At 66.5% G+C, this 21,396-nt stretch carries 20 protein-coding genes and 1 tRNA gene; 12 read left to right on the top strand and 9 right to left on the bottom strand.

What is annotated here, in order from left to right:
* Nucleotides 1-57 precede the first annotated feature (57 nt).
* From ETR14_RS03950 to ETR14_RS03940, 3 genes are all read left to right on the top strand, one after another.
* Nucleotides 58-2,634: a ribonuclease E/G gene (locus ETR14_RS03950; RefSeq protein WP_129383461.1), complete on the top strand. Its 2,577-nt coding sequence runs from the start codon at nucleotides 58-60 to the stop codon at nucleotides 2,632-2,634.
* Between the two features lie 76 nt (nucleotides 2,635-2,710).
* Nucleotides 2,711-4,111, top strand: a complete 1,401-nt coding sequence (locus ETR14_RS03945; RefSeq protein ID WP_206185963.1) for a M48 family metalloprotease — start codon at nucleotides 2,711-2,713, stop codon at nucleotides 4,109-4,111.
* Entirely contained in the window at nucleotides 4,098-4,844 is a 747-nt protein-coding gene (locus ETR14_RS03940; RefSeq protein ID WP_243455752.1) for a DsbA family protein, read from the top strand. Before ETR14_RS03945 ends, ETR14_RS03940 begins: the two co-directional genes overlap by 14 nt.
* Before the next feature lie 60 nt (nucleotides 4,845-4,904).
* On the opposite strand, the gene ETR14_RS03935 is transcribed toward ETR14_RS03940, so the two are convergent.
* Nucleotides 4,905-5,573, bottom strand: a complete 669-nt coding sequence (locus ETR14_RS03935) for an RlmE family RNA methyltransferase (RefSeq protein ID WP_129383460.1) — start codon at nucleotides 5,571-5,573, stop codon at nucleotides 4,905-4,907.
* Nucleotides 5,570-6,631 (bottom strand): Ppx/GppA phosphatase family protein, encoded by a 1,062-nt coding sequence (locus tag ETR14_RS03930; protein ID WP_129383459.1) that lies wholly within the window; start codon nucleotides 6,629-6,631, stop codon nucleotides 5,570-5,572. The genes ETR14_RS03935 and ETR14_RS03930 overlap by 4 nt, the downstream gene beginning before the upstream one ends.
* A gap of 187 nt (nucleotides 6,632-6,818) precedes the next feature.
* Between ETR14_RS03930 and ETR14_RS03925 the strand changes: the two genes are divergently transcribed.
* The 3 genes from ETR14_RS03925 (at nucleotide 6,819) to ETR14_RS03915 (ending at nucleotide 9,395) form a co-directional block, all read left to right on the top strand.
* Nucleotides 6,819-6,892: transfer RNA gene (locus ETR14_RS03925), tRNA-Gln, on the top strand.
* A gap of 128 nt (nucleotides 6,893-7,020) precedes the next feature.
* A complete protein-coding gene (locus ETR14_RS03920; protein ID WP_129383458.1) occupies nucleotides 7,021-8,919 on the top strand; it encodes a PAS domain S-box protein in 1,899 nt (632 codons plus the stop codon).
* A 110-nt stretch (nucleotides 8,920-9,029) separates the two neighbouring features.
* A complete protein-coding gene (locus tag ETR14_RS03915) occupies nucleotides 9,030-9,395 on the top strand; it encodes a response regulator (protein WP_206185962.1) in 366 nt (121 codons plus the stop codon).
* 31 nt (nucleotides 9,396-9,426) lie between these two features.
* Here ETR14_RS03915 and ETR14_RS03910 read toward each other — a convergent pair whose 3' ends face one another.
* Entirely contained in the window at nucleotides 9,427-9,981 is a 555-nt protein-coding gene (locus ETR14_RS03910) for an N-acetyltransferase family protein (protein ID WP_371416741.1), read from the bottom strand.
* Nucleotides 9,982-10,130: 149 nt separating this feature from the next.
* On the opposite strand from ETR14_RS03910, the gene ETR14_RS03905 reads away from it, so the two are divergent.
* The 5 genes from ETR14_RS03905 (at nucleotide 10,131) to ETR14_RS03885 (ending at nucleotide 14,976) form a co-directional block, all read left to right on the top strand.
* A complete protein-coding gene (locus ETR14_RS03905; protein WP_129383456.1) occupies nucleotides 10,131-10,601 on the top strand; it encodes a PaaI family thioesterase in 471 nt (156 codons plus the stop codon).
* A gap of 70 nt (nucleotides 10,602-10,671) precedes the next feature.
* A complete protein-coding gene (locus ETR14_RS03900; RefSeq protein ID WP_243455751.1) occupies nucleotides 10,672-11,553 on the top strand; it encodes a GyrI-like domain-containing protein in 882 nt (293 codons plus the stop codon).
* 86 nt (nucleotides 11,554-11,639) lie between these two features.
* The gene (locus ETR14_RS03895; RefSeq protein ID WP_129383455.1) at nucleotides 11,640-12,050 is read left to right on the top strand and encodes a DUF4019 domain-containing protein; all 411 of its coding nucleotides are present in this window, start codon (nucleotides 11,640-11,642) and stop codon (nucleotides 12,048-12,050) included.
* 48 nt (nucleotides 12,051-12,098) lie between these two features.
* Nucleotides 12,099-13,775, top strand: coding sequence for an MFS transporter (locus ETR14_RS03890; RefSeq protein WP_129383454.1), 1,677 nt, complete (start codon nucleotides 12,099-12,101; stop codon nucleotides 13,773-13,775).
* Between the two features lie 103 nt (nucleotides 13,776-13,878).
* A complete protein-coding gene (locus tag ETR14_RS03885) occupies nucleotides 13,879-14,976 on the top strand; it encodes a S8 family peptidase (RefSeq protein ID WP_129383453.1) in 1,098 nt (365 codons plus the stop codon).
* Here the strand turns inward: ETR14_RS03885 and ETR14_RS03880 are convergent.
* Entirely contained in the window at nucleotides 14,949-15,332 is a 384-nt protein-coding gene (locus ETR14_RS03880) for a hypothetical protein (protein WP_129383452.1), read from the bottom strand. The two genes, ETR14_RS03885 and ETR14_RS03880, sit on opposite strands and share 28 nt — an antisense overlap.
* A 256-nt stretch (nucleotides 15,333-15,588) precedes the next feature.
* Between ETR14_RS03880 and ETR14_RS03875 the strand changes: the two genes are divergently transcribed.
* Nucleotides 15,589-16,089, top strand: coding sequence for a hypothetical protein (locus ETR14_RS03875; protein ID WP_129383451.1), 501 nt, complete (start codon nucleotides 15,589-15,591; stop codon nucleotides 16,087-16,089).
* Here the strand turns inward: ETR14_RS03875 and ETR14_RS03870 are convergent.
* The 5 genes from ETR14_RS03870 to ETR14_RS03850 all read right to left on the bottom strand — a co-directional run bounded on the left by ETR14_RS03870 (nucleotide 16,073) and on the right by ETR14_RS03850 (nucleotide 21,269).
* Nucleotides 16,073-17,407, bottom strand: a complete 1,335-nt coding sequence (locus ETR14_RS03870; RefSeq protein WP_129383450.1) for a hypothetical protein — start codon at nucleotides 17,405-17,407, stop codon at nucleotides 16,073-16,075. The two genes, ETR14_RS03875 and ETR14_RS03870, sit on opposite strands and share 17 nt — an antisense overlap.
* A 188-nt stretch (nucleotides 17,408-17,595) precedes the next feature.
* Complete coding sequence (gene cysK / locus ETR14_RS03865; protein WP_129383449.1) at nucleotides 17,596-18,516, bottom strand: cysteine synthase A; 921 nt, start codon at nucleotides 18,514-18,516, stop codon at nucleotides 17,596-17,598.
* Entirely contained in the window at nucleotides 18,513-19,313 is an 801-nt protein-coding gene (locus ETR14_RS03860; RefSeq protein ID WP_129383448.1) for a gamma-glutamyl-gamma-aminobutyrate hydrolase family protein, read from the bottom strand. Before ETR14_RS03860 ends, cysK begins: the two co-directional genes overlap by 4 nt.
* Nucleotides 19,313-20,290 (bottom strand): serine O-acetyltransferase EpsC, encoded by a 978-nt coding sequence (epsC, locus tag ETR14_RS03855; RefSeq protein ID WP_371416740.1) that lies wholly within the window; start codon nucleotides 20,288-20,290, stop codon nucleotides 19,313-19,315. The genes ETR14_RS03860 and epsC overlap by 1 nt, the downstream gene beginning before the upstream one ends.
* 172 nt (nucleotides 20,291-20,462) lie before the next feature.
* Nucleotides 20,463-21,269, bottom strand: a complete 807-nt coding sequence (locus tag ETR14_RS03850) for a DUF1206 domain-containing protein (RefSeq protein ID WP_129383446.1) — start codon at nucleotides 21,267-21,269, stop codon at nucleotides 20,463-20,465.
* Nucleotides 21,270-21,396: the final 127 nt, after the last annotated feature.

Genomic DNA, 21,396 nt, shown 5'->3' with positions numbered 1-21,396 from the left:
TCGAACGCGCGTGCCGCGACGCCCTCAAGGCTGCGGCGCGTGCGTGGAGTGACATCAATGACAATGCGCATGCTGATCGACGCGCGCCACCACGAGGAAACCCGGGTGGCCGTCGTCAAGGGAAACCGGATCGAGGAATTTGATTTCGAATCTTCCGAGCACAAGCAGCTCAAGGGCAATATCTATCTCGCCAAGGTAACCAGGGTCGAGCCGTCGCTGCAGGCGGCGTTCGTCGACTATGGCGGAAATCGGCACGGATTCCTCGCTTTCAGCGAAATTCATCCCGATTACTACCAGATCCCCAAGGAAGATCGGGAGGCTCTGCTCCGCGAGGAGGCTGAACATGCGGCCGAGGAGGAGCGCCTGCGCGCCGCCGAGGACAGCCGCTACGAGTCGGACGAAGACGATGACGGCTTCGAGGCGGACTCCGGCCCGGTCGAAGAAATCGGCGCCGGCGGGGGCGACGAGTCGGACGTTCAGGACGATGCGGCGCCGGCCAAGCCGGAAAATGCCAGCGGTTCGGAAGAGAGTGCCGCCGACGAGCTTCGCCGGAAGCGCCAAGCGCTCCGTCGCCGCTACAAGATTCAGGACGTCATCCGGCGGCGCCAGGTGCTGCTCGTTCAGGTCGTCAAGGAAGAGCGCGGCAACAAGGGCGCTGCGCTGACCACCTACCTCTCGCTGGCCGGCCGCTATTGCGTGCTGATGCCGAACACGAGCCACGGCGGCGGCATCAGCCGCAAGATTTCCAACGGCGCCGACCGCAAGCGGCTGAAGCAGATCATGGCCGATCTCGCCTTGCCGACGTCGATGGGGCTGATCGTCCGCACCGCGGGCCTGTCGCGCACCAAGACCGAGATCAAGCGCGACTTCGATTATCTCGCCCGGCTTTGGGACGAAATCCGCGAGCGCACGCTCGGCAGCGCCGCGCCGGCGCTGATCTACGGCGACAGCGATCTGGTGAAGCGCGCCATCCGCGACATCTACAATCGCGACATCGACGAGGTGATCGTCGAGGGCGAGGACGGCTATCGCGCTGCCCGCTCGTTCATGAAGTTGCTGATGCCGAGCCACGTCAAGAAGGTGCGCGGCTATTCCGATCCGGTTCCGCTGTTCCAGCGCTTCGGGGTCGAGGACCAGCTCGCCGCCATGTACCAGCCGGTGGTGCAGCTGAAATCGGGCGGCTATCTGGTGATCAACCCGACGGAAGCCTTGGTGTCGATCGACATCAACTCCGGCCGATCGACCCGAGAACACAATATCGAGCAGACCGCCTACGCGACCAACATCGAGGCGGCGCACGAAATTGCCCGTCAGCTCCGCCTGCGCGACATGGCCGGTCTGGTGGTCATCGATTTCATCGACATGGAATCGAACGGTCATATCCGTAAGGTCGAGAAAGCGATGAAGGAGGCGCTGAAGAACGATCGCGCCCGCATTCAGGTCGGTCGTATCTCGTCCTTCGGTTTGATGGAGATGAGCCGTCAGCGCCTGCGCACCGGTGTGCTCGAAGCGTCGACCAAGCCGTGCCAGCATTGCGAGGGCACCGGCCTGATGCGAACTGCATCGTCGGCCGGCCTGTCGGCGCTGCGCATGATCGAGGACGAAGCGGGCCGCGGCCGCGGCAGCCGGATCCTGCTTCGCGCCGGCCGCGAGGCCGCGATCTACGTCCTCAACCGCAAGCGCGCGGAAATCGCCGAAGTCGAGGATCGCTATGGCGTGATCGTCGAAGTGTTGATCGAGGAAGGCCTCGAAGGCGCGCGCATGGCGGTCGAATCGCATGGCCCGCCGCCGACCGTCCGACCCCGCTTCGAGCCGATCGCTCCGCCCGTCTATGATGAGGACGAAGAGGATCTGCCCGAGGAGGAGGAAGAGGAGCTCGAGGAGGAAGCCGAGGACGAGGCTGCCGAGGAGGAGCCGCGGGAGCAACGCCGCGAGCGTGGCGAGCGTCCGGAGCGGGACGAGGGCGGCGAGCGCGGCCGCAAGCGCCGCCGGCGCCGCGGCCGCCGTGGCGGTCGCCGCAGGGAAGGCGAGGAAGGCCGCGACGAACAGGGCGAAGGCACTGGCGCGGATGCCGAGCAGCCCGAGGCGGATGATTCGATGACCGCCGAAGCGACCACGGCCGAAGCCGCTCCGGCTGCGCCGATCGAGGAAGCACCGGCTGCCGAGGAGGCACCGACCGCCGAGGAGAAGCCGAAGACGCGGCGCCGGCCGCGTGCGCGCAAGAAGGCGGACGCTGCCGATGCGCCGGAGGCGGTCGCTGCGGAAGCCGCACCGGTCGAGGCGATCGCCGCCGCCGCGGAAGTCGCGCCGGAAGCTCCGGCAGAAGCGCCTGCCGCAGAGGAAGAGGCCGCCAAGCCCAAGCGCCGCAGCCGCCGCAAGAAGGCCGACGAGGCGCAGCCCGCCGAAGCCGCTGCCGAGCCTGCCGCCGAGCCGGAAGCACCGGCCGCGAAGCGGCGGAGTCGGCGGAAGGCTGCTCCCGCCGAGGCCGCGCCGGTCGAAACGCCCGCACCCGCAGCCGCCAATGATCCGGCGGAGAGCGCCGACGAGAGCGGCGCCGAGGCGGCGGCGGCCGACGAGGGCGGCGAGTCCGCGCCGCCGCGCCGAGGCTGGTGGCAGCGCACCTTCGGCAATTGAGCGACGTCGAAGATGAGCGTCCCGTGCGAACGGGGCGCTCATCTTCCGTTCAGCGCGCGAGCGATAGGTAACCGAAATGCCTGAAGCGCACCGCAATCGGCCTTTCCTGGGTCGGACCCTCGCTCGGCTGCTGATGCTGCTGATCCTCGGCTTCACCGCCATCGCGCAGCCGGCTGCCGCCCAGTCGATCCTCCGCGATGCCGAGACCGAGGCACTCTTCAGGGAGATGTCGCGCCCGCTGATCGCTGCGGCGGGGTTGCGGCCCGAAAACGTCCAGGTCGTGATGATTCACGATCCGTCGATCAACGCCTTCGTCGCCGGCGGGCAGATCGTCTACATACATTCCGGCCTGATCGCCGCTGCCGACAGCGCCAATGAGGTCCAGGGCGTCATCGCCCACGAACTCGGCCACATTACCGGCGGCCACGTGCTTCGCTTCGGCGAGGGCGTAAAGATGGCCACGGGCATCATGATCCTGTCGCTGGTGCTGGGCGCCGCGGCGATGGCCGCGGGCGCCGGCGATGCGGGTGCCGGCATCCTTGCCGCCGGTCAGCAGGCTGCGATGGGCAAGTTCCTGGCGTTCACCCGAACCCAGGAATCCTCCGCCGACCAGGCGGGCGCCAGCTTCCTGACCAAGGCCGGAATCAGCGGCAAGGGCTCGCTGAGCTTTTTCAAGAAGCTGCAGAATCAGGAGTTCCGCTACGCCATTCCGCAGGAAGACAGCTACGCCCGCACCCACCCGCTGACCGGCGAGCGTATCCAGGCGCTCGAACAGGTCTATTCGCGAGATCCGGCCTGGGGCAAGGCGAGCGATCCAGCGCTCGAGGCGCGCTTCCAGCGGGTGAAGGCGAAGCTTGCCGGCTTCGTCGACGATCCGAAGCGGACGCTCGCCCTCTACCCCGAATACAACAAGACGGTGCAGGCGCGGTATGCCCGGGCCTATGCCTGGCACAAGACCGCCTTTCCGGAGAAGGCGCTGGGCGAGATCGACAGCCTGCTTCAGACAACGCCCGACGATCCTTATTATCTCGAGCTCCGCGGCCAGGTGCTGCTCGAATCGGGGCGGCCGGGAGAGGCGCTGGCATCGTTGCGCCGGGCGGTGCAGCGTGCCCCGAACGAGCCGCTGCTCGCCTCCTTGCTCGGCCACGCGCTGATCGCGACCGAAAAGCCGGATGCTTTCGAGGAAGCGAAGACCGTGCTCAAGTCTGCGATCAGCCGCGACAATTCCAATCCCTTCGCCTGGTATCAGCTCGGTATCGTCTATGATCGCGAAGGCGATCGCGGCCGAGCTGCTCTGGCGACGGCAGAGCGCTACAATCTGGAAAACCAGCCGCGTCTGGCGCTGGCCAACGCCGAACAGGCGCTGCATGCCATCCCCACCGGAACGATCGACTGGCTCCGTGCCCAGGATATCGCCATGGTCTCGCGCACCGCGGTAGAGACCGAGAAGAGGAAGGGAAGCGATGGCATCAAGTGAAGGCGGATCCGGCGGCCTCAAAGGCGGCCTGATCGCTGGTGTCATCGGCCTCGTCATTGGCGGTGGCGCCGTGGCTCTGTGGGCTCAAGGGAACGGCGGCGTTGGTGACCGGGCCGAAATCGAAAAGGTGGTGCACGCCTATCTGCTCGAGCATCCGGAAGTGCTGCCGGAAGCCATGGAACGGCTCCAGGAGCGCGAAGCCGGGCAGGCGGTCGCGGCCAATCGCGCCGCTTACGAGACCCCGTTTGCGGGCGCTTGGGCGGGAGCGAAGGACGCCGACGTCACCCTGGTCGAGTTCTTCGACTATAGCTGCGGCTATTGCCGGCGGAGCAACGCCGACGTGGCGCGTCTGCTTGCGGAGGACAAGAAGCTCAAGGTGGTGTGGCGCGAGTGGCCGGTGCTCGGGCCCGACAGCGAGAAGGCTGCGCAAGTGAGCCTCGCCGCCGCCAAGGCCGGCAAATTCCACCCTTATTTCGAGCGCCTCTATGGGCTGGGCCGGCCGACCGACCGCTCGATCGAACAGGCGGCGCGCGATGTCGGCGTCACTGCGCAGATGGTTCAGCAGCTCGTCTCCTCAGGCGAAGCGCGCGCGGAGCTCGGCAAGAATTACCAGCTCGCGCAGGCGGTACGCGGCAACGGCACGCCGGTCTTCGTCGTCGGCGACAAGGTACTGCACGGTGCGGTCGGCTATGACGCGCTGAAGAAGGCGATCGCGGACGCGCGGCGGAGCTGAGGCGTATCGGTCGCTGAGGTCAGCAACACCTGACGGGCCCAGACTACGAGCCAACGGCCGTCACTCTCCACTCGGCACCGGCCCTTTGAAACCCTGGGCGACGACGTACCATTCGGACGAGCCCTTGCGGCTGGCCGGCGGCTTGGCGTGTTTGACCGTGGTGAAGCGCCGCTTGAGCTCGGCGACCAGGTTGTTGTCGGCGCCGCCGGCAAGAACCTTCGCGACGAACGCTCCGCCCGGCTTCAGCACCTCGCCGGCAAATTCCAGTCCGGCTTCGACCAGCGCCATCGTGCGCAGGTGATCGGTCTGGGGATGGCCCACGGTGTTCGCAGCCATGTCGGAGAGGACGAGGTCGGCGGGGCCGCCGAGCGCTTCGCGCAACTGGTCGGGGGCTTCGTCCGCAAGGAAATCCATCTGCAGGAGGATGGCGCCGTCGATCGGATCGGCGGGCAGCAGATCGATCCCCACCACGGCGGCTCTGGGCAGGCGCTTGCGGACGACTTGAGTCCAGCCGCCGGGGGCGACGCCGAGGTCGATGACTCGCTCGGCGCCCTTCAGGAATCCGAAACGTTCGTCGAGCTCGATCAACTTGTACGCCGCGCGCGAGCGATAGCCTTCGGCCTTGGCCTGTTTGACGTAGGGATCGTTGAGCTGCCGCTCGAGCCAGCGGGTCGAGCTGATCTTGCGGCCCTTCGCGGTCTTGACCCGCGTCTTCACACCCTTGCTCACGAAACGTGCCCATCCTTCGCCATCAACGAGCGAAGAATGCCTTCGCGAATGCCGCGATCCGCAACGCCGAGCGTCTGCGCCGGCCAGATGTCCATGATCGCCTCCAGGATGGCGCAGCCGGCGACGACCAGATCGGACCGCTCGCTGCCGATGCAGGGCAAGGCGGAACGCTCCGCGTGGCTCATCTTCGACAGCATGGTGCTTACCGATCGCATCGAATCAGACGGCACCATCAGCCCGTCGACGGCACGCCGATCGTAGCTCGGCAGGGCAAGATGGACGCTGGCGAGGGTAGTGACAGTACCGCTGGTGCCCATCAGGCGGATGTTGTTGCGTTCGCTCGGAAGCAATTCCGAGAAGCGCCGGAAGGCGTGGCGAACCCGCTCCTTCATCCGTCCGTAAGCGGCCAGCCGTTCCGACGCATCCTGGAAGTTGGTACCCTCGCTCTCGGTGAGCGACACGACGCCCCAGGGTGCGCTCCACCAGCATTTGATCCGCGGGGCCGCCTCGCCGTCCGTATCGATGAGCACCAGCTCGGTCGATCCGCCGCCGATGTCGAAGATCAGGGCAGGGCCGTCGCCTGGCTCGAGAAGCCGATGGCAGCCGAGCATCGCCAGCCGCGCTTCCTCTTCCGGCGAGATGATCTCGAGGACGATGCCGGTCTCGCGGCGGACCCGCTCGACGAAGTGGCGGCCATTGGCCGCGCGGCGGCACGCCTCGGTCGCAACCGAGCGGGCGAGCGTCACGCGGCGCCGGCAGAGCTTGTCGGCGCAGACCGCGAGTGCTGCGACGGCCCGATCCTGCGCGGCATCGCTGATCCGGCCGCTTGCGGCCAGTCCTTCACCGAGGCGGACGACCCGCGAAAAGGCGTCGATCACGGTGAAGCCGTCGTCGGAAGGGCGCGCGATCAACAGTCGGCAATTGTTGGTGCCGAGATCGAGCGCGCCGTACGTATGTCTTGGTACCCTCGCGCCGAAACGCGGTGAGGGCGGTCCTCTGTCCGCCGGCGCCGGGCCTGCTGCCGGCGTGAGCGGTGCCATACCGGCCTGCTGCGCCATGCGTGAAACTCTATATTCTCTTGCGGGGCAGCGGGTGCCGCCCCTGACTTGAGGACGTGGTACAGCGCCGCCGCCGGTTCGGCAAGGCGCGGGCACCGCCGTTTCGGAGGCACTTGCCGTAGGATCACCTAAGCCGCGTTTCGGCCTTGACCGCCGAGGGGCAGCCCCCTATCTGGCGGCCCGGCGCTGCCCGATCGTCTAAAGGTAAGACTACGGACTCTGACTCCGTCAATCGAGGTTCGAATCCTCGTCGGGCATCCAGCCGCCGCTCCACCGACAGCCTGAGCGAAGACGACCGATAGCAGCCTGCTTCAGCGCTTGCCCCTCCCGTTTGCGTTGGGCATGCACGTCCTTCATGCCGGGCGGCAGAGGACGCAAGATCCAACGCGATGCTGAGTGACTTCGTACCCGACAGGCGGACCCGCTTGATCATCGTCTATCTGACGGCCGCGGCTGCCGTCGGAGCCGCTTTCGTCGTTCGCAGTGGCCTGGGCGAGATCCTGCGCGATCGCTCGCCGTTTCTCCTGTTCGTCCTTCCCGTCGTGTTCGCGGTGCTGTTGGGTGGACGAGGTCCGGGCCTGCTCTCCGGATTTCTGTCGCTCGCAGCCGGGTTCAGCTTCGTCGACGCGGCGCACCGATCGCAACCGGCGATGCTCGTCGAAGGTCTGCTGTTCGTGCTGGTCTGCGCCGGCGTGGGTTGGATCGGTGGACGCCTGGGTGAGCAAAAGCGGCTCGCGGAGGCGCACCGCATCTCTGCCGAGGCCGAGGCCCAGCGCGCGCGCGCCGCCGGCGAGGAGTTGCGCCTGCTGCTGGAGGGCGCAACCCGCTACGCGATCTTCATGGTCGATCCCGAGGGCAACGTGCTGAACTGGAACAGCGGCGCGGAGCGACTGTTCGGCTGGCGGCAGGAAGACGTGATCGGCCGCCACTGCTCGATCTTCGTTTCACAGGACGAGCCGCGCTCTCGGGCAACTGCCGAGCTCGAGACCGCACGCAACGCTGGCCGGTTCAGCGAGGAGGGTTGGTACGTTCGGGCGGACGGATCCGAGTTCCTGGCGGATGCGATGATCACGCCGCTCGAGAGCCAAGGCGGCCGCCTCACCGGCTACGCGAAGATCATCCACGACGTGACCGACCGTCGCGCGGCGGAGCGGACACTAAAGAGGCGGGAGCAGCATCTCCAATCGATCCTGGCCACCGTCCCCGACGCGATGATCGTGATCGACGACAAGGGGTTGATGATCTCGTTCAGCGCCGCGGCAGAGAAACTGTTCGGTTACGAAGAGGCGGAGGTCGTCGGCAAGAATGTCAGCATGCTGATGCCGTCGCCCGATCGGGAGCGGCACGACGCGTATATCGAGCGCTACCTGGCAACGCTGGAGCCGCACATCATTGGCATAGGCCGGATCGTAACGGGACTGCGCGCCGACGGCAGCACATTTCCAATGAAGCTGTCGGTGGGCGAGGCCCTGACGGAGGATCAGCGCCTGTTCACCGGATTCGTTCAGGATCTCACCGAGCGCAAGGACTTCGAGGCGCGTCTCGAACAGCTCAAATCCGAACTGATCCACGTCTCACGGCTGAGCGCAATGGGCACAATGGCCTCGACGCTCGCCCACGAGCTCAACCAGCCGCTGACCGCGATCGCGACCTATGGCGAAGCGGCGGGAGATTTGCTCGCAGGCTCCGATACTGCTGACAAGGAATTGCTTCGAGAAGTGTTCGGCGAGATGGCAGGGCAGGCGATCCGCGCCGGCACCATCGTCAGGCGCCTGCGCGAGTTCGTGGCGCGCGGTGACGTGTCGAAGACGGTCGAAGACCTCCCCAAGCTGATCAGCGAAGCGAGCGCCCTCGCGCTCGTCGGCAGTAAGGAGAAGGGCGTCACTGCGCACTTCGTCTATGCTCCGGATGCGAGTCCCGTGCTGGTCGATCGGGTTCAGATCCAGCAGGTGCTGATCAATCTAATGCGCAACGGCATCGAGGCCATGGACGATCGCCCGGTGCGCCGGCTGACAATCGAGACCTCATTGCTCGATCCCGAGACGGTGCAGGTGACGGTCTCGGACACAGGGTCCGGGCTCGCACCGGAAGTGGCCGAGAATCTGTTCCAGGCCTTTACCAGCACCAAGGAAGCAGGAATGGGGCTGGGACTGTCGATCTGCCGCACAATCATCGAAGCGCATGGCGGCCGCATTCGCGCCCGGGCCGCCGAAGGCGGCGGCACCCAGTTCCTGTTCACGCTGGTGCGGCCCCCGTCGCTGGAACCTGAGGGAGAAACTACGGAGTAATCCGTAGAGCCAAGCGCTGCCGCGCTGCACATAACGATGCGAATTGAACGCTGTGCGCCGCGGGAGTGTCCAACATGCTCGACCCTTGCTCTGTGTCCCGTCGACCGCGCGTGCTCCTGGTCGAGGACGATTCGGCGGTGCGGCGCGCGCTGCAGCTGATGCTTCAGGGCCAGGGCTACGACGTGCGCTCCTATCGTTCGGGGCTCGGCCTCGCGAAGGATGCAGAGGCATTGCAGGCCTTCTGCCTGGTAGCGGACCTTTGCATGCCGGAGAAAAATGCGCTGGAATTGCTGCGCGACCTGCGCGGTGCCGGCTGGGGGGGCGGTGCCATCCTGATCAGTGGCCACCTCAATGATTCCGACCGGATCCAGGCTCGTGAGGAAGGCTATGACGTCGTACTCGCCAAACCGCTTCAGGAGAATGTCTTGAAGCGTGCGGTGGCGGGGCTCGTCGCCCCTGCCGCCCGCCTTCCTTAATGCGGATGCCGAGCGCTATTTACCTCGATTCTCAATCGAGTCGCTTGGAGAGTCGCACGAGGGTCGCATCGCCCTCATAGAGACTGGCCTCGAAGCCCAGGTCGCGCTCGACGGCGATTGCCTGGCGATTGTCTCGGCTCTCGATGGAGTGAATCATCTTGATACCCCGAGCCTTGGCGTAAGCGGCGGCATGATCGAGGAGCGCCCAGCCAAGTCCCTTTTGCTTGTAGTCGGAATGGATGGCGATGGCGACTTCGGCGCTCTTGAAGCGGGAATCCGCGGCGATCATCGCGGTCGCGACGAGGACGCCGCTGGTCGTCTCGAACGCGAGCAAGTTTTCCGTCTGACTATGGTCGACGTCGACGAGCGCGGCGACGAGCGCCTTGGCTGGCCGCGGCATGCTGGTCAGAAAGCGAAAGCGAAGGTCTTCATTGGTCACATGGGTGAAGAATTCGGCAAGAGCCGCCTCATCCTCGTGCGCGGCCGGTCGAACGTCCACGCGGACCCCGCCGCGCGTCGTCAGCTCGGCGCGCCAATCGGCGAGAGTCGGGGAAGTGGGGGCGGTGCCGCCGATCGTGCGCATCATGTTCTGTCCTCACGCATGGATGAGGCTCTTCGACTCGCATCAGGCGGTGCGTGTGCGTATCCGGAATTGCCCTTATCCGTGCTCGGGCGTGCCGGCCTCGACCTGCTCTGGCGACCGTGCGACAGAGAGTTGTTCGATCGGAGGAATGCATGACTGCCCAATATGGCCTGGCCAGAGCCGAAGATCTGCAGAGCCTCGGCGGCCTTGAATTGCTGCGAAGGATGATCAACGGCAGCATCCCGGGGCCGACGATCGCACGGACCCTCGGCTTCCGGCTGGCCGAAGTCGATGATGGTCTCGCCGTGTTCGAGATGGAGGTCGGACCGCACCTCCTCAATCCGCTTGGCAGCGTCCACGGCGGTGTCGCCTTGACCCTGATCGACAGCGCGGCCGGATGCGCGCTGCATACGAGGCTGCCGGCGGGTGTCGGCTATACGAGCGTCGAGACCAAGGTGAACTTCACCCGCGCCATCCGGCCGGACACCGGCGTTCTTCGCGCAGAGGGACGGGTGGTCACCCAGGGACGGCAGATCGCCACCGCGGAAGCACGCGTGCTCTCGGCCGACGGCAAGATCGTCGCCCATGGTACCTCGACGCTGATGATACTACGGGCGCGCTGAGCAACTCCGCAAGATCGGTCAGGATCGGAGCTCCGCCTGTCGCTACCGCAGAGGCGCTACGGAGGTGCAGGTGAACGGGGACGCGGCCAAAGTCTATCGGGAGCGGATGCGTCGGGTGCTCGATCATATCGATCGAAATCTCGGCGGCGATCTCGGGCTCGATGCGCTGAGCGCCGTCGCCGCCTTTTCCAAGCACCATTTCCACCGGCAGTTTTCGGAGATGTTCGGGCTCAGCGTTCACAATTATGTCCAGCTCGCCCGGCTGAAGCGTGCGTCCTACAGTCTCGTCTACCGCGACGAGGTGCCAATCATCGAGATCGCGCTCGACAGCGGCTACGAGGCTCCGGAGGCATTCTCCCGCGCTTTTCGGGGACGGATAGGTCAGAGCCCGCGCGAATTCAGAAACCAGCCGGATTGGAGCCCTTGGCATGCGGCCTATGCGCCGTTCCACCACGCAAGGACCATCCACATGACCGATTATGCCGACGATCAGATCAGGCTCCTCGACTTTCCCGCGACGCCGGTCGCGGTCCTCGAGCATCGCGGTGATCCGCATACCATCGGAGATTCGATCCGACGCTTCATCGCCTGGCGCAAGGAGACGGGCCTGCGTCCGCCTGAAAGCGCCACATACAACATCTTGTACACCGACCCGGAAACCACCCCGCCGGATCAGTACCGTGTGGATCTGTGCGCCGAAACCAGGCGCCCGGTGACGCCGAACGCGGCTGGAGTCGTCGATGGAGAGATTGCCGGCGGACGCTGCGCCGTCCTGCGCCTGGTCGGCTCGAGTGACGATCTGCGCTCCGCAATCGCCTTCCTCTACGCGGACTGGCTACCGAGAAGCGGCGAGGAGCCGCGCGATGCACCGTTGTTCGTGCAACGGGTCCGCTTCTTCCCCGACGTGCCGGAGAATGAAGCGATCACGGACATCTTCTTGCCAATAGGCTAGCGTGGCGACAGCTTGCATGGGCTGGCGACATCGGTTCCGAGGCCGTAACGAGGTCGGTGCAGTCAACATCGCCGAGGGGGAAAGACATGGTTCGTGCGTTTCTGGTCATGGTCGCCAGTGTGGCTGTCGCCGGTTGCTCGACCGGTGAAAGGGTCGCCGCCGCCCAGAGCCAGGTTGCGCGTTTCCATTCGCTGCTGAACGCCGAGCGATATGGAGAAATCTACGATCAATCCTCGTCGGAGCTGAAGGCGGCCGGATCGAAGGAGAAATTCGTCACCTTCCTGACCGCCGTGCACCGCAAGCTTGGTGCAGCTGGCGAGGCGAGCCAGCAGGGCTTCAACGTGAACTTCACTCCGGGCGTCAGCCATGTGGCGCTGAGCTACAAGACCCGTTTCGCCAGGGGAGAGGCGGCCGAGACCTTCGTGTTCTCCAGCAATGGCGGCGCGACCAAGCTGGTCAGCTACAACATCAATTCGGAAGCACTCATCGTCGGGTAAGGGCGCCATCCCGTTGATCTTTCCTGATGGAACGGCGTTGCCGAGACGATGACCGCCACGCTCCCTCCGGCACCGACTGCCGCATCTTCGCTGTCGCCGCTTCGACACCCGGTCTTTCGCGCCGTGTGGTTCGCCAGCATGGCATCGAACTTCGGCGGCATGATCCAGTCGGTCGGCGCGTCGTGGATGATGACGTCGATCTCCCATTCGGCGGAGATGGTCGCGCTGGTGCAGGCGTCGGTGACCCTGCCGATCATGCTGCTGGCCCTGATCGCCGGCGCGCTGGCGGACACGTTCGATCGCCGCGGGATGATGCTCGCGGCGCAAGGCTTCATGCTGCTGGTCTCCGCGGCGCTCGCCCTGTGCGCCTGGACCGGGTTGATCACGCCCTGGCTGCTGCTGCTGTTCACCTTCCTGATCGGCTGCGGTACCGCACTCAACAGCCCGGCCTGGCAGGCGTCGGTCGGCGACATGATGCCGCGCTCGGAGTTGCCCGGCGCCGTCGCGCTGAACAGCATGGGATTCAATATCGCGCGCAGCCTTGGCCCGGCGCTTGGCGGGGCCATCGTCGCCGCCGCAGGCGCGGCGGCCGCCTTCGCGATCAACGCGGTGAGCTATATCGGTCTGCTGACGGTATTGTTTCGCTGGCAGCCCCAGCGGCCGCCGCGCACGCTCCCGCGGGAGACGCTCGGCTCAGCGGTTGCCGCCGGTATACGCTACGTCAGCATGTCCCCGCCGATCAAAACCGTGCTGGCGAGAAGCATGATCTTCGGCATCGCCGCCAGTGCGGTGCCCGCGCTGATGCCGCTGATCGCGCGCGATGTCGTCGCGGGGGGACCGCTCACCTACGGTTTGCTGCTCGGCAGCTTTGGTGGGGGGGCAGTGGTCGGCGCGGTCGGCAGTGCGCGCTTACGGGCTCGTACCTCGTCGGAGAGGCTGGTCCGGATTGCCTGTGCCGGCTTCGCGACCGGCGCCGGGATCGCGGCGCTGAGCCAGAATCTGCTGCTCAGCATGATCGGGCTGGTGCTGGCCGGCGGCGCCTGGGTGATGGCGTTGTCGACCTTCAACGTCACTGTCCAGTTGCGCTCGCCGCGCTGGGTCGTCGCCCGATCCCTGTCCATCTACCAGATGTGCGCTTTCGGGGGGATGGCGATCGGCAGTTGGGTATGGGGGCGGGTCGCAGAGACGACCAGCATCGAAGCGGCCCTGCTCGGCGCCGGGGCGCTCCAACTGGTCTGCGCGCTCGTCGGGTTAAAGCTGGCGCTGCCGCCAGTGACCGACATCGATCTCGATCCGCTTCGCGAGTGGACTGCACCCCAGACGGCGGTTCCGGTCGAGCCGCGCACCGGGCCGGTCGTGGTCACGATCGAGTTCCGCATTCGTCAGCGCGACGTGCCTCGCTTCCTGGCGGCAATGGCGGAGCGGCGGCGGGTTCGCCGCCGCGACGGTGCGTTGCACTGGACCCTGCTGCGCGATCTGTCCGACCGCAACGTCTGGATCGAACGCTACCATACGCCGACCTGGCTCGATTACATTCGACACAACAATCGGTTGACCAAGGACGATGCCGGCATCCCGGAGAGCCTGCGTGCGCTCCATTGCGGCGATGGACCGCCGGTGGTGCGACGGATGATCGAGCGCGAGCCGACGCGTCTGCCGGCCAGCCGCACGCCTGGTGCCCGCGAGATCGCCGAACCGCTCACCGACCCCACGCGCAGTGCCTGAGCACCAGATACCGTAGGATTCCGGGTCCTCTTCAACGATTTAGTCGCCGATCCTAGATTAGGGCCACGACGGCTTCGGTCGAAGCCCTTCCAGGACAGTGTTCGTGATTGCTTCCATGCAGGCGCTGGCGCGTGTCGCCGGTGATCGTTTCCTCATCCCCACTCTTCTCTCCCTGGCCTTGCTAACGCCGCTCGCGGCTGAGGCCCGAACCCGTCCGGCGAGCGAGTCCGCGAAGACCTTCACGCAACTGCGATCCCGGAGCCTGGAATATCGGATGAACTGGGGAGTCCGCGCCATTCGCGCCGATCGCGCCTATCTTGCCGGGGCGACCGGTAAGGGCGTCACCATCGCGCTGCTCGACACCGGAGTGGGCGGTGGCCCGGCCGATCTTCTCGCCAACGTTTCGGATCGCTCGGTCGATATGGTCGCGGACCGGCGCGCGCCGGAGTCGGTCGGGGCTCATGGCAGGCAGACGGCGAGCCTGCTCGGCGCCCGTCTGGACGGGCTCGGCGGCATGGGCGTGGCCTACGACGCGACGATCCTGTCGATCCGGGTCGATGCCGACGGCTCCTGCGCGACACGATGCCGTATTCTGGAGCGGGATCTCGCCCGCGGGATCGACTATTCCGTCGCTCAGGGCACCGACATCATCGCGCTCCCGCTCGCAGCCAAGCGCCGCCTCGCCGAGATCGAACCGGCACTCGAGCGTGCGGCAAAGGCGGGCATCCTGATCATCGCCGCAGCGGGAAATGACGGGTCGGAGCGCCCGGCCTGGCCGGCACGTTATGCGGCCGATCCGCGTTTCGGCAATGCGATCATCGTCGTCGGAGCAACCACGCCGAAGGGGGCGATTGCCACATGGTCGAGCAAGGCCGCGGGTGCGGAAGGCCGGTTCCTGGCAGCTCCCGGCGACGGTCTGATCACGAATTGCGCCGGGCGGTTCTGCAACCGGGTTTCGGGAACCTCTTTCTCGGTCTCGTATGTTGCGGGAGCCGCAGCTCTGCTGCGCGAGCTCTATCCGCGCCTGGGTGGCGCGGAGATCGCGACGATCCTGCTCGACAGCGCGGTCGACATGGGCGCGCGCGGCGACGATCCACTCACCGGTAGAGGGATGCTGGACGTAGCCCGGGCGATGCGGCTGGCGGACCAGCGGATGGCCCGGGCCGACCTGCCTCAGCGCGAGGCGACTGCCGGGCTGTAGCGGGCGAGCGCCTCACGGGCGAGATCTTCGGTCGACACGAACCGGCCGTCGGCGGTCTCGACTTCGTGATGGTGTCTGGAGGCGAGCGCCCGCTCCCATGTCGCCACGGCAAGATCGGCGCGCCCGGTCTCCATATAGACTTTGCCCAGGTTGATCAGGCGGGCGGGGTCGCGAGTTGCTGCGGCGTTGCGGGCGGTAAGCAGAGCTTCAGCCTTGTCCCAATCCGAGCGCGCGATCGCGCCGACGCCGAGGGTGCCTGGCGTGTAACCCTGCTCGATCCGAGCCATGTCGGACGAGTTCGACGCACACGCGGCGAGGGAAACGCAGCAGAAGGCTGCGAGAACGGGCATCTTCATGGGCGATCTCCACGTCCGAAAGCACGACATTACACTTTCGTGACACTTATGCGAAGACTTTGTGAAGGACGCTAGCGACCGCACCGTGGTTTCAACGGCTGCTGCGTGGCGTATCCGTCCTTAGCCTCACCCGCCTAAGGAAAACTACTAGTCTCAACGGGTTAACCATTCTCGGTCAGTCCTTGGTTACCGCAATAACGGCAGTCTTGCTCCTGGATGCCGTGGCGCATCCGTGTGGGAGGACGGAGTGACCGGGATGTCGGGGTTGGGGATGAAGTTGGCGGCGGCGACGGTGCTTGCCGGCCTTGCAATGGCACAGCCCGCCAAGGCGGACATGGGGTGCTGGAACAGCGAGCAGGCCGCGGCAGCGCGCGTGCGGGACCTCCAGTCGCGTCTGATGGTCGCCACCTTGCGCTGCAAGGCGTTCGGGATCGACGTGTTGGCGCCGTACAACAGCTTCGTGAACGTGAACCGGGACACGCTGCAGGCCGCGAACGGCGTCCTCAAGGCCCAGTTCGCTGCCGGTTTCGGCAGCGCGGGCGAGAGCGCCTATGACCGCTTCGCGACCTCGCTCGCCAATGCCTATGGTGCCGATGCGACCACCGACCAGATCTGCGCCGAGACTGCCGATGCGGCTCTGGAAGCGGCCGACGCCGCCGGAGACGTTGCGCGTCTACTCATCGTCGCGGAGCGGCTCGGCGCCGCCCCGGAACTCCCCGGCGGAGCCTGCCCTATCCGGTTCAGCGCCGCGCGGTGATCGCGCTGCCGGGGGATGTGCCGCCCGAGGAGGCGCGGGAGTGGACGGGGCGTGACTGCGGCGGCTGCTCCGTAAGCAGAGACCAGCCGTCGGGAAGATAATCTGTCGACATGTAGTAATAGAAGTTGCAGCGGCCGCGACGATCGTAGCTCGCACCCTTGACGATGCCGAAGGCGGTGCCGCCGGTGAACACCGGGCCGCCGCTGTCGCCGCCGCCGCAGGAGGGTCCGGAAACCGTCACCCACACCGGTGCGCACGGGCCGCCGCATAGGTCGCCCGGCGGCGCATAGTCGACGAGCTCGACCTCCGCGCAGCTATAGCCGCTGCGCTCGCCGCGATGGCAGACGAAATCGCCGGCGCGGGTGCTCGAGCGCTTGCGCGAAGCAACCAGAGGCCGTGCGGTGCTCTTCTTCGTGTCCGCATAGAAAAGCGGCTTCTGGGCGAGGGCGCTGACATGGAGCTGCACGTCCTGGAAGCTCCAACCCCATTGACCGCCGAAGGCGAGCTCGGTCCTGCCGCCGGCCGGATCGAAATAGGTGGCGGAATCGGGGCAGTGCGCGGCGGTGACGATCCCGGTTTCGGTACCGTTGGTGACCACGAATCCGGTGGTGCAATAACCTCGGTTGCCGGTCACCGCGTCGAGACCCTCGAGCCGGGCGCCGCCCTCGATGGAGCTGTTCCGATCCGCCCCATCGAGAACGCGGACGCGGGCGGGCAGGCGAAGTCCCTCCTTCAAGCGCCGCTCGATCTCGCCGACCCCGTAACGGTCGGCGTCGGCGCGCCGCACCATCAGCACGAATTCCCCGGTTCTCGGGTCGAGGCCCATGCCGACGGCGCTGGGCAATTGGGCGCGCACCTCGGCGGCGTGCAGCCGGACCGCCTCGACGATCTGCTCACCGGTTGCGGGGGCGCCGGTGCGGAAGACGATCGGAACGTCCATTCCGCCGGCGCGAATCACCCGATTGGGTACCGGTTCGGCGCCGGTGAGCAGGACGACGACGCGGTAGATCGGCGCATGTTCGATCGCGATGCCGGCCAGGCGAGCCGCATAAATCGAGCGGATCTCGTCGGTGACGACGACGCTATCCTCCTGCGCCAGGAGGCGGCGAATGGCGACGTCGAGCGGAACCTGGTGCTGCCGCGCATATTCGGCGGCATCCTGGGCCAGTGCCTCGGCGGGACGTTGAACGATGGTGGAGGGCGCTACGGGAGACGCTGCGACGCTCGCGTCACCGATCGACTGCGCGTGGGCCGCGCCGGCGGCGCTTAGCCCAACCGTCAGCCAGAAGGCTGCCATCAGGCGGCGGAGATGTGTCACGGGCGTTACGATTGCCTCCCCTTCCGGCGGGGCGTTTGTGCCGGAACCATGTTGGTAACACGGCGCAGCTTGCGGCAAGCTGACAATGTGGCGGGGAGGGGAGGCGAGCGAACATCGACCCGCTCCACTTCCCCCTCTCCTTCGCCGCTGTGCGGCTCTTCCTCTCCCCTGAAGGGGAGAGGTTTCGTTCATTGCTCCGGCAGGAAGTCGGGCACGGAGAGGTAGCGCTCGCCGGTGTCGTAGTTGAAGGCGAGGATGCGGGTGCCTTCCGGCACTTCCTTCAGCTTCTGGGCGACGGCGGCAAGGCTTGCGCCCGAGCTGATGCCGACGAGCGTGCCTTCCTCGCGGGCGGCGCGGCGCGCCATTTCCTTGGCGTCGTTGGCATCGACCTGGATCACGCCGTCAATCGCATCGGTGTGCAGATTGGCGGGGATGAAGCCGGCGCCGATACCTTGGATCGGATGCGGGCCGGGCTGGCCGCCGGAGATGACCGGCGACAAGGTGGGCTCGACCGCGAACACCTTGAGGTTCGGCCATTCCTTCTTGAGCACTTCGGCGCAGGCGGTGATGTGGCCGCCGGTGCCGACGCCGGTGATCAGCACGTCGATCGGCGAGTCGCGGAAGTCGTTCAGGATCTCCTGCGCGGTGGTGCGGGTGTGAACCTCGATATTGGCCGCATTCTCGAACTGCTGCGGCATCCAGCTGCCCTCGATCTCGCCGAGCAGTTCCTTGGCCCGCTCGATCGCGCCCTTCATGCCCTTCTCGCGCGGGGTGAGATCGAACTTGGCGCCGTAGGCGAGCATCAGCCGGCGGCGCTCGATGCTCATGCTCTCCGGCATCACCAGAATGAGATTGTAGCCCTTCACCGCGGCAACCATCGCCAGACCGATGCCGGTATTGCCCGAGGTCGGCTCGACGATCGTGCCGCCGGCCTTGAGCGCGCCGGAGCGCTCGGCATCCTCCACCATCGCCAGCGCGATCCGGTCCTTGATCGATCCGCCCGGATTGGACCGTTCCGACTTCACCCACACTTCGGCATTGCCGAACAGCCGGTTCAACCGGATGTGAGGAGTGTTGCCGATCGTATCGAGAATGTTCGAAGCCTTCATCGCATGTCTCCTGGCATCATGGTGATCGTGTTCGGCGCCGGATCGATCCAGGGACCGTCCCGGGCGCGCAAAGCCTCGCCGATGCGGGCGAAGAATGCGCCGCTCGCGGGGCAGCGCGCGGTCTCCCACTCCGGGTGCCATTGCACGGCGAGCAGATCGGCGCCGCAGGGACGGCTGGAGAAAGCTTCAACCAGATTGTCTTCCGCCGCGATCGCCTCGACCCGCAACCCCTGGCCGAGCCGGCCGATGCCCTGATGGTGCACCGAGTTGACGCTGATCCGCCGGTTTCCGGCCGCCGCTGCGAAGATGCCGCCTTCGGTGAGATCGACATCGTGGCGGTGGGCGAACAAGTCTTCGAATGGGATATCCCCGGCTTCGTCACGATGGTGTCCGGACAGCTGTTCCAGGCTGCCGCCGAACAGGACGTTCAGTTCCTGCAGGCCGCGGCAGATGCCGAAGACCGGGCGTCCTTCTTCGATCATGTGCGCAGCCAGAGCCATAGCGACGTCGTCGCGCTGCTCGTCTACCGGGAAATCGTCGCGGCGCCCGCCATAACGATGCGCGGCCACGTTCGAACGCGATCCGGTGAGCAGCAAGCCGTCCAGCCGCCGCGCAACCGCACGCGCGTCGAACGGATCGGAGAGTGCCGGAACGAGCAGCACCGCGGCCCCGGCGAGACGGGCGAGTGGTTCGATGAAGCGGCTCGCCACCGCCTGGATCGGCCGTCCTGCCTGCTCGTTGCAGCAAAGGACGCCGATGACCGGCCTCGCGCGCTCCGGCAGGCTGAGGTGGATCATCACGCCGCGCCCGTCAGGATGTCCCGAACCGCGTCCGCCGAGTCGCGGGTGACGGTGCCCGCGGCCGGTTGGAGAACGACGCTCCCTGGCGGGACGTCGGTCAGCAGCCAGACATTGCCGCCGATGGTGGCGCCGCGCCCGATGGTCACCCGTCCGAGGATGGTCGCACCCGCATAGATGACGACGTCGTCTTCCACGATCGGGTGCCGGGCATAGCGGTCGCGCACCGAGGGGCGGGCGGTGCCGAGCGGCGTTCGGGCGCCGAGCGTGACGTGCTGGTAGAGCCGGACGCGGGCGCCGATGATCGCGGTCTCGCCGATCACCACTCCGGTGCCGTGGTCGATGAAGAAGGATGGGCCGATCGTCGCACCGGGATGGATGTCGATGCCGGAACGCTCGTTTGCGAGCTCCGAGATGATCCGCGCGGAGATCGGCGCACCCAAAGCGTGAAGCTCGTGGGCGATGCGGTGGTGCAGCGAGGCCAGCGCTCCGGGATAGCAAATGAGGATCTCGTCGGCGCAGCGCGCGGCCGGATCGCCGAGGAAGGCCGCCTCTACGTCGCTATCGATCAGCGCCCGGATCTTCGGCACCGTTGCGGCAAAGTGCGTGACGATCGTCGCAGCCTGATCCGGATCGAACGGCACCCGGGCTTCGGGTTGCCAATAAGCGAGTTCGGCGCCGATTTCGTCGTGGAGCAGGCGAAGGCCTTCGAACATCTGCTCGCCGGCGAAGCGATCCTCTGCCTCGGCATCCCCGCGGAAACGCCCGAGCCGGCGCGGGAAGAGCGCGGCCGAGAAATGCTCCACCGCCGTCGCGAGTGCGATCCGCGATGGGAACAGGGCCGCCGGCTCCTCTGCACGATGGCCCCGGGCGGCCAGACGGAGTCTCCGCAACTCGGTCAGGGCGGCCTCGGCATGATCGAACCAGGGCAGGACGTTTGATGAAGAGGAGGCTTCGGCGACGGAGCGTGCGACCACGGATCGTTCCTCGTGTGGCGGACGCCTCCGGGTGACCGGTCGGCAAGGATGACTCGCGTGCCGCGCGGCGGACGGCATCAGCAGGAGAGATAATACTCTACTGGATCAGTTGACAAGGTTCTTCACTTTCCCTCGACGTTCCGGCGGGGCGGTTTGTCGCAGGCGTCCGACCTCAGGCCGGGTGTTTGATCCGGGCGGCGCTGCTCCGTAGCCGGTCGAGTACCTTCGGGTCGTTGATCCGACGATGGCGGGCTTCGACGAAGCTGAACAGGCCGAACAGCAACAGGCCCGCGGCGACGAGAGCATGGATCGTCGGGTTCAGCGACGCCAGCGCCTGCCCCATTCCACCCGCCTCCGACGAACGGCTTTCCCATCCGGCGCGGATCAGGAACCAGCCCATCACCAGAAACACGATGCCTCGTGCGGTGAAGCCGGCCTGGCCGAGGCGCTTGATCTGTAGACGGGAGGCCGCCTCACTATCGAGGTTGCGCAGGAAGTCGGCCCGCCATGCCTTGCTCAACTGGATGGCGCCAGTGGCAAGCAGCGCGATCCCGGCAATCAACAGCAGCATCTCGCCGCCGGGCAGATCCAGCGTCGCGGCTGCGCCCTGGCGCGTACTATCGCCGCCGGAGCCCTGGCGGGTTCCGGCGGTCATCGATGCCGCGAGAACGCACAGACCGAGATGGATGATGCCGCTGGCGGCACCGCCGGCCCGTACCGCGATCCCCTTTGCTCCGCTGCCATTGCCTTCGCTGTCATAGATTGCGTCCGATACGCGCCAGAGGCCGTAGCCGAGGAAGCCGACGGCCATGACACCGAGGAGCAGCCGCCCGAAGCCGCTGTTCAACTGTTCGAGGGCCCCGGCGCCGTCTTCGCTGCGCCCCGTGAACAAGGCGAGGATGCCGATCAGAACGTACATCACGCCGCGGGCGGCGAAGCCGATCCGCGCCAGGGCTTCCAGTCTCGGGACGCTCGGCATCGCCTGTTCCTTCCGTTCACGCTTACGGCAGCAACAAACACTGGCTGTCGGCGGCCGGTTCCGTGTCCGGAACGAAAGCTTCGTCCATAATCGTGGAGAGCGGGCGATCGCACCTTGCCTTCTCCCA

This window comes from Sphingosinicella sp. BN140058, from assembly GCF_004135585.1.
Classification (GTDB): Bacteria; Pseudomonadota; Alphaproteobacteria; order Sphingomonadales; family Sphingomonadaceae; genus Allosphingosinicella.
This window is presented reverse-complemented; position numbering and strand designations above follow the sequence as displayed.

Bases quoted from the DNA above. Each gene is read 5' to 3' on its own strand.
- ETR14_RS03950 (WP_129383461.1), top strand. From the start codon at position 58: ATGACAATGCGCATGCTGATCGACGCGCGCCACCACGAGGAAACCCGG.
- ETR14_RS03945 (WP_206185963.1), top strand. From the start codon at position 2,711: ATGCCTGAAGCGCACCGCAATCGGCCTTTCCTGGGTCGGACCCTCGCT.
- ETR14_RS03940 (WP_243455752.1), top strand. From the start codon at position 4,098: ATGGCATCAAGTGAAGGCGGATCCGGCGGCCTCAAAGGCGGCCTGATC.
- ETR14_RS03930 (WP_129383459.1), bottom strand. From the start codon at position 6,631: ATGGCGCAGCAGGCCGGTATGGCACCGCTCACGCCGGCAGCAGGCCCG.
- ETR14_RS03920 (WP_129383458.1), top strand. From the start codon at position 7,021: ATGCTGAGTGACTTCGTACCCGACAGGCGGACCCGCTTGATCATCGTC.
- ETR14_RS03910 (WP_371416741.1), bottom strand. From the start codon at position 9,981: ATGATGCGCACGATCGGCGGCACCGCCCCCACTTCCCCGACTCTCGCC.
- ETR14_RS03905 (WP_129383456.1), top strand. From the start codon at position 10,131: ATGACTGCCCAATATGGCCTGGCCAGAGCCGAAGATCTGCAGAGCCTC.
- ETR14_RS03895 (WP_129383455.1), top strand. From the start codon at position 11,640: ATGGTTCGTGCGTTTCTGGTCATGGTCGCCAGTGTGGCTGTCGCCGGT.
- ETR14_RS03890 (WP_129383454.1), top strand. From the start codon at position 12,099: ATGACCGCCACGCTCCCTCCGGCACCGACTGCCGCATCTTCGCTGTCG.
- ETR14_RS03880 (WP_129383452.1), bottom strand. From the start codon at position 15,332: ATGAAGATGCCCGTTCTCGCAGCCTTCTGCTGCGTTTCCCTCGCCGCG.
- ETR14_RS03875 (WP_129383451.1), top strand. From the start codon at position 15,589: ATGTCGGGGTTGGGGATGAAGTTGGCGGCGGCGACGGTGCTTGCCGGC.
- cysK (WP_129383449.1), bottom strand. From the start codon at position 18,516: ATGAAGGCTTCGAACATTCTCGATACGATCGGCAACACTCCTCACATC.
- ETR14_RS03860 (WP_129383448.1), bottom strand. From the start codon at position 19,313: ATGATCCACCTCAGCCTGCCGGAGCGCGCGAGGCCGGTCATCGGCGTC.
- ETR14_RS03850 (WP_129383446.1), bottom strand. From the start codon at position 21,269: ATGCCGAGCGTCCCGAGACTGGAAGCCCTGGCGCGGATCGGCTTCGCC.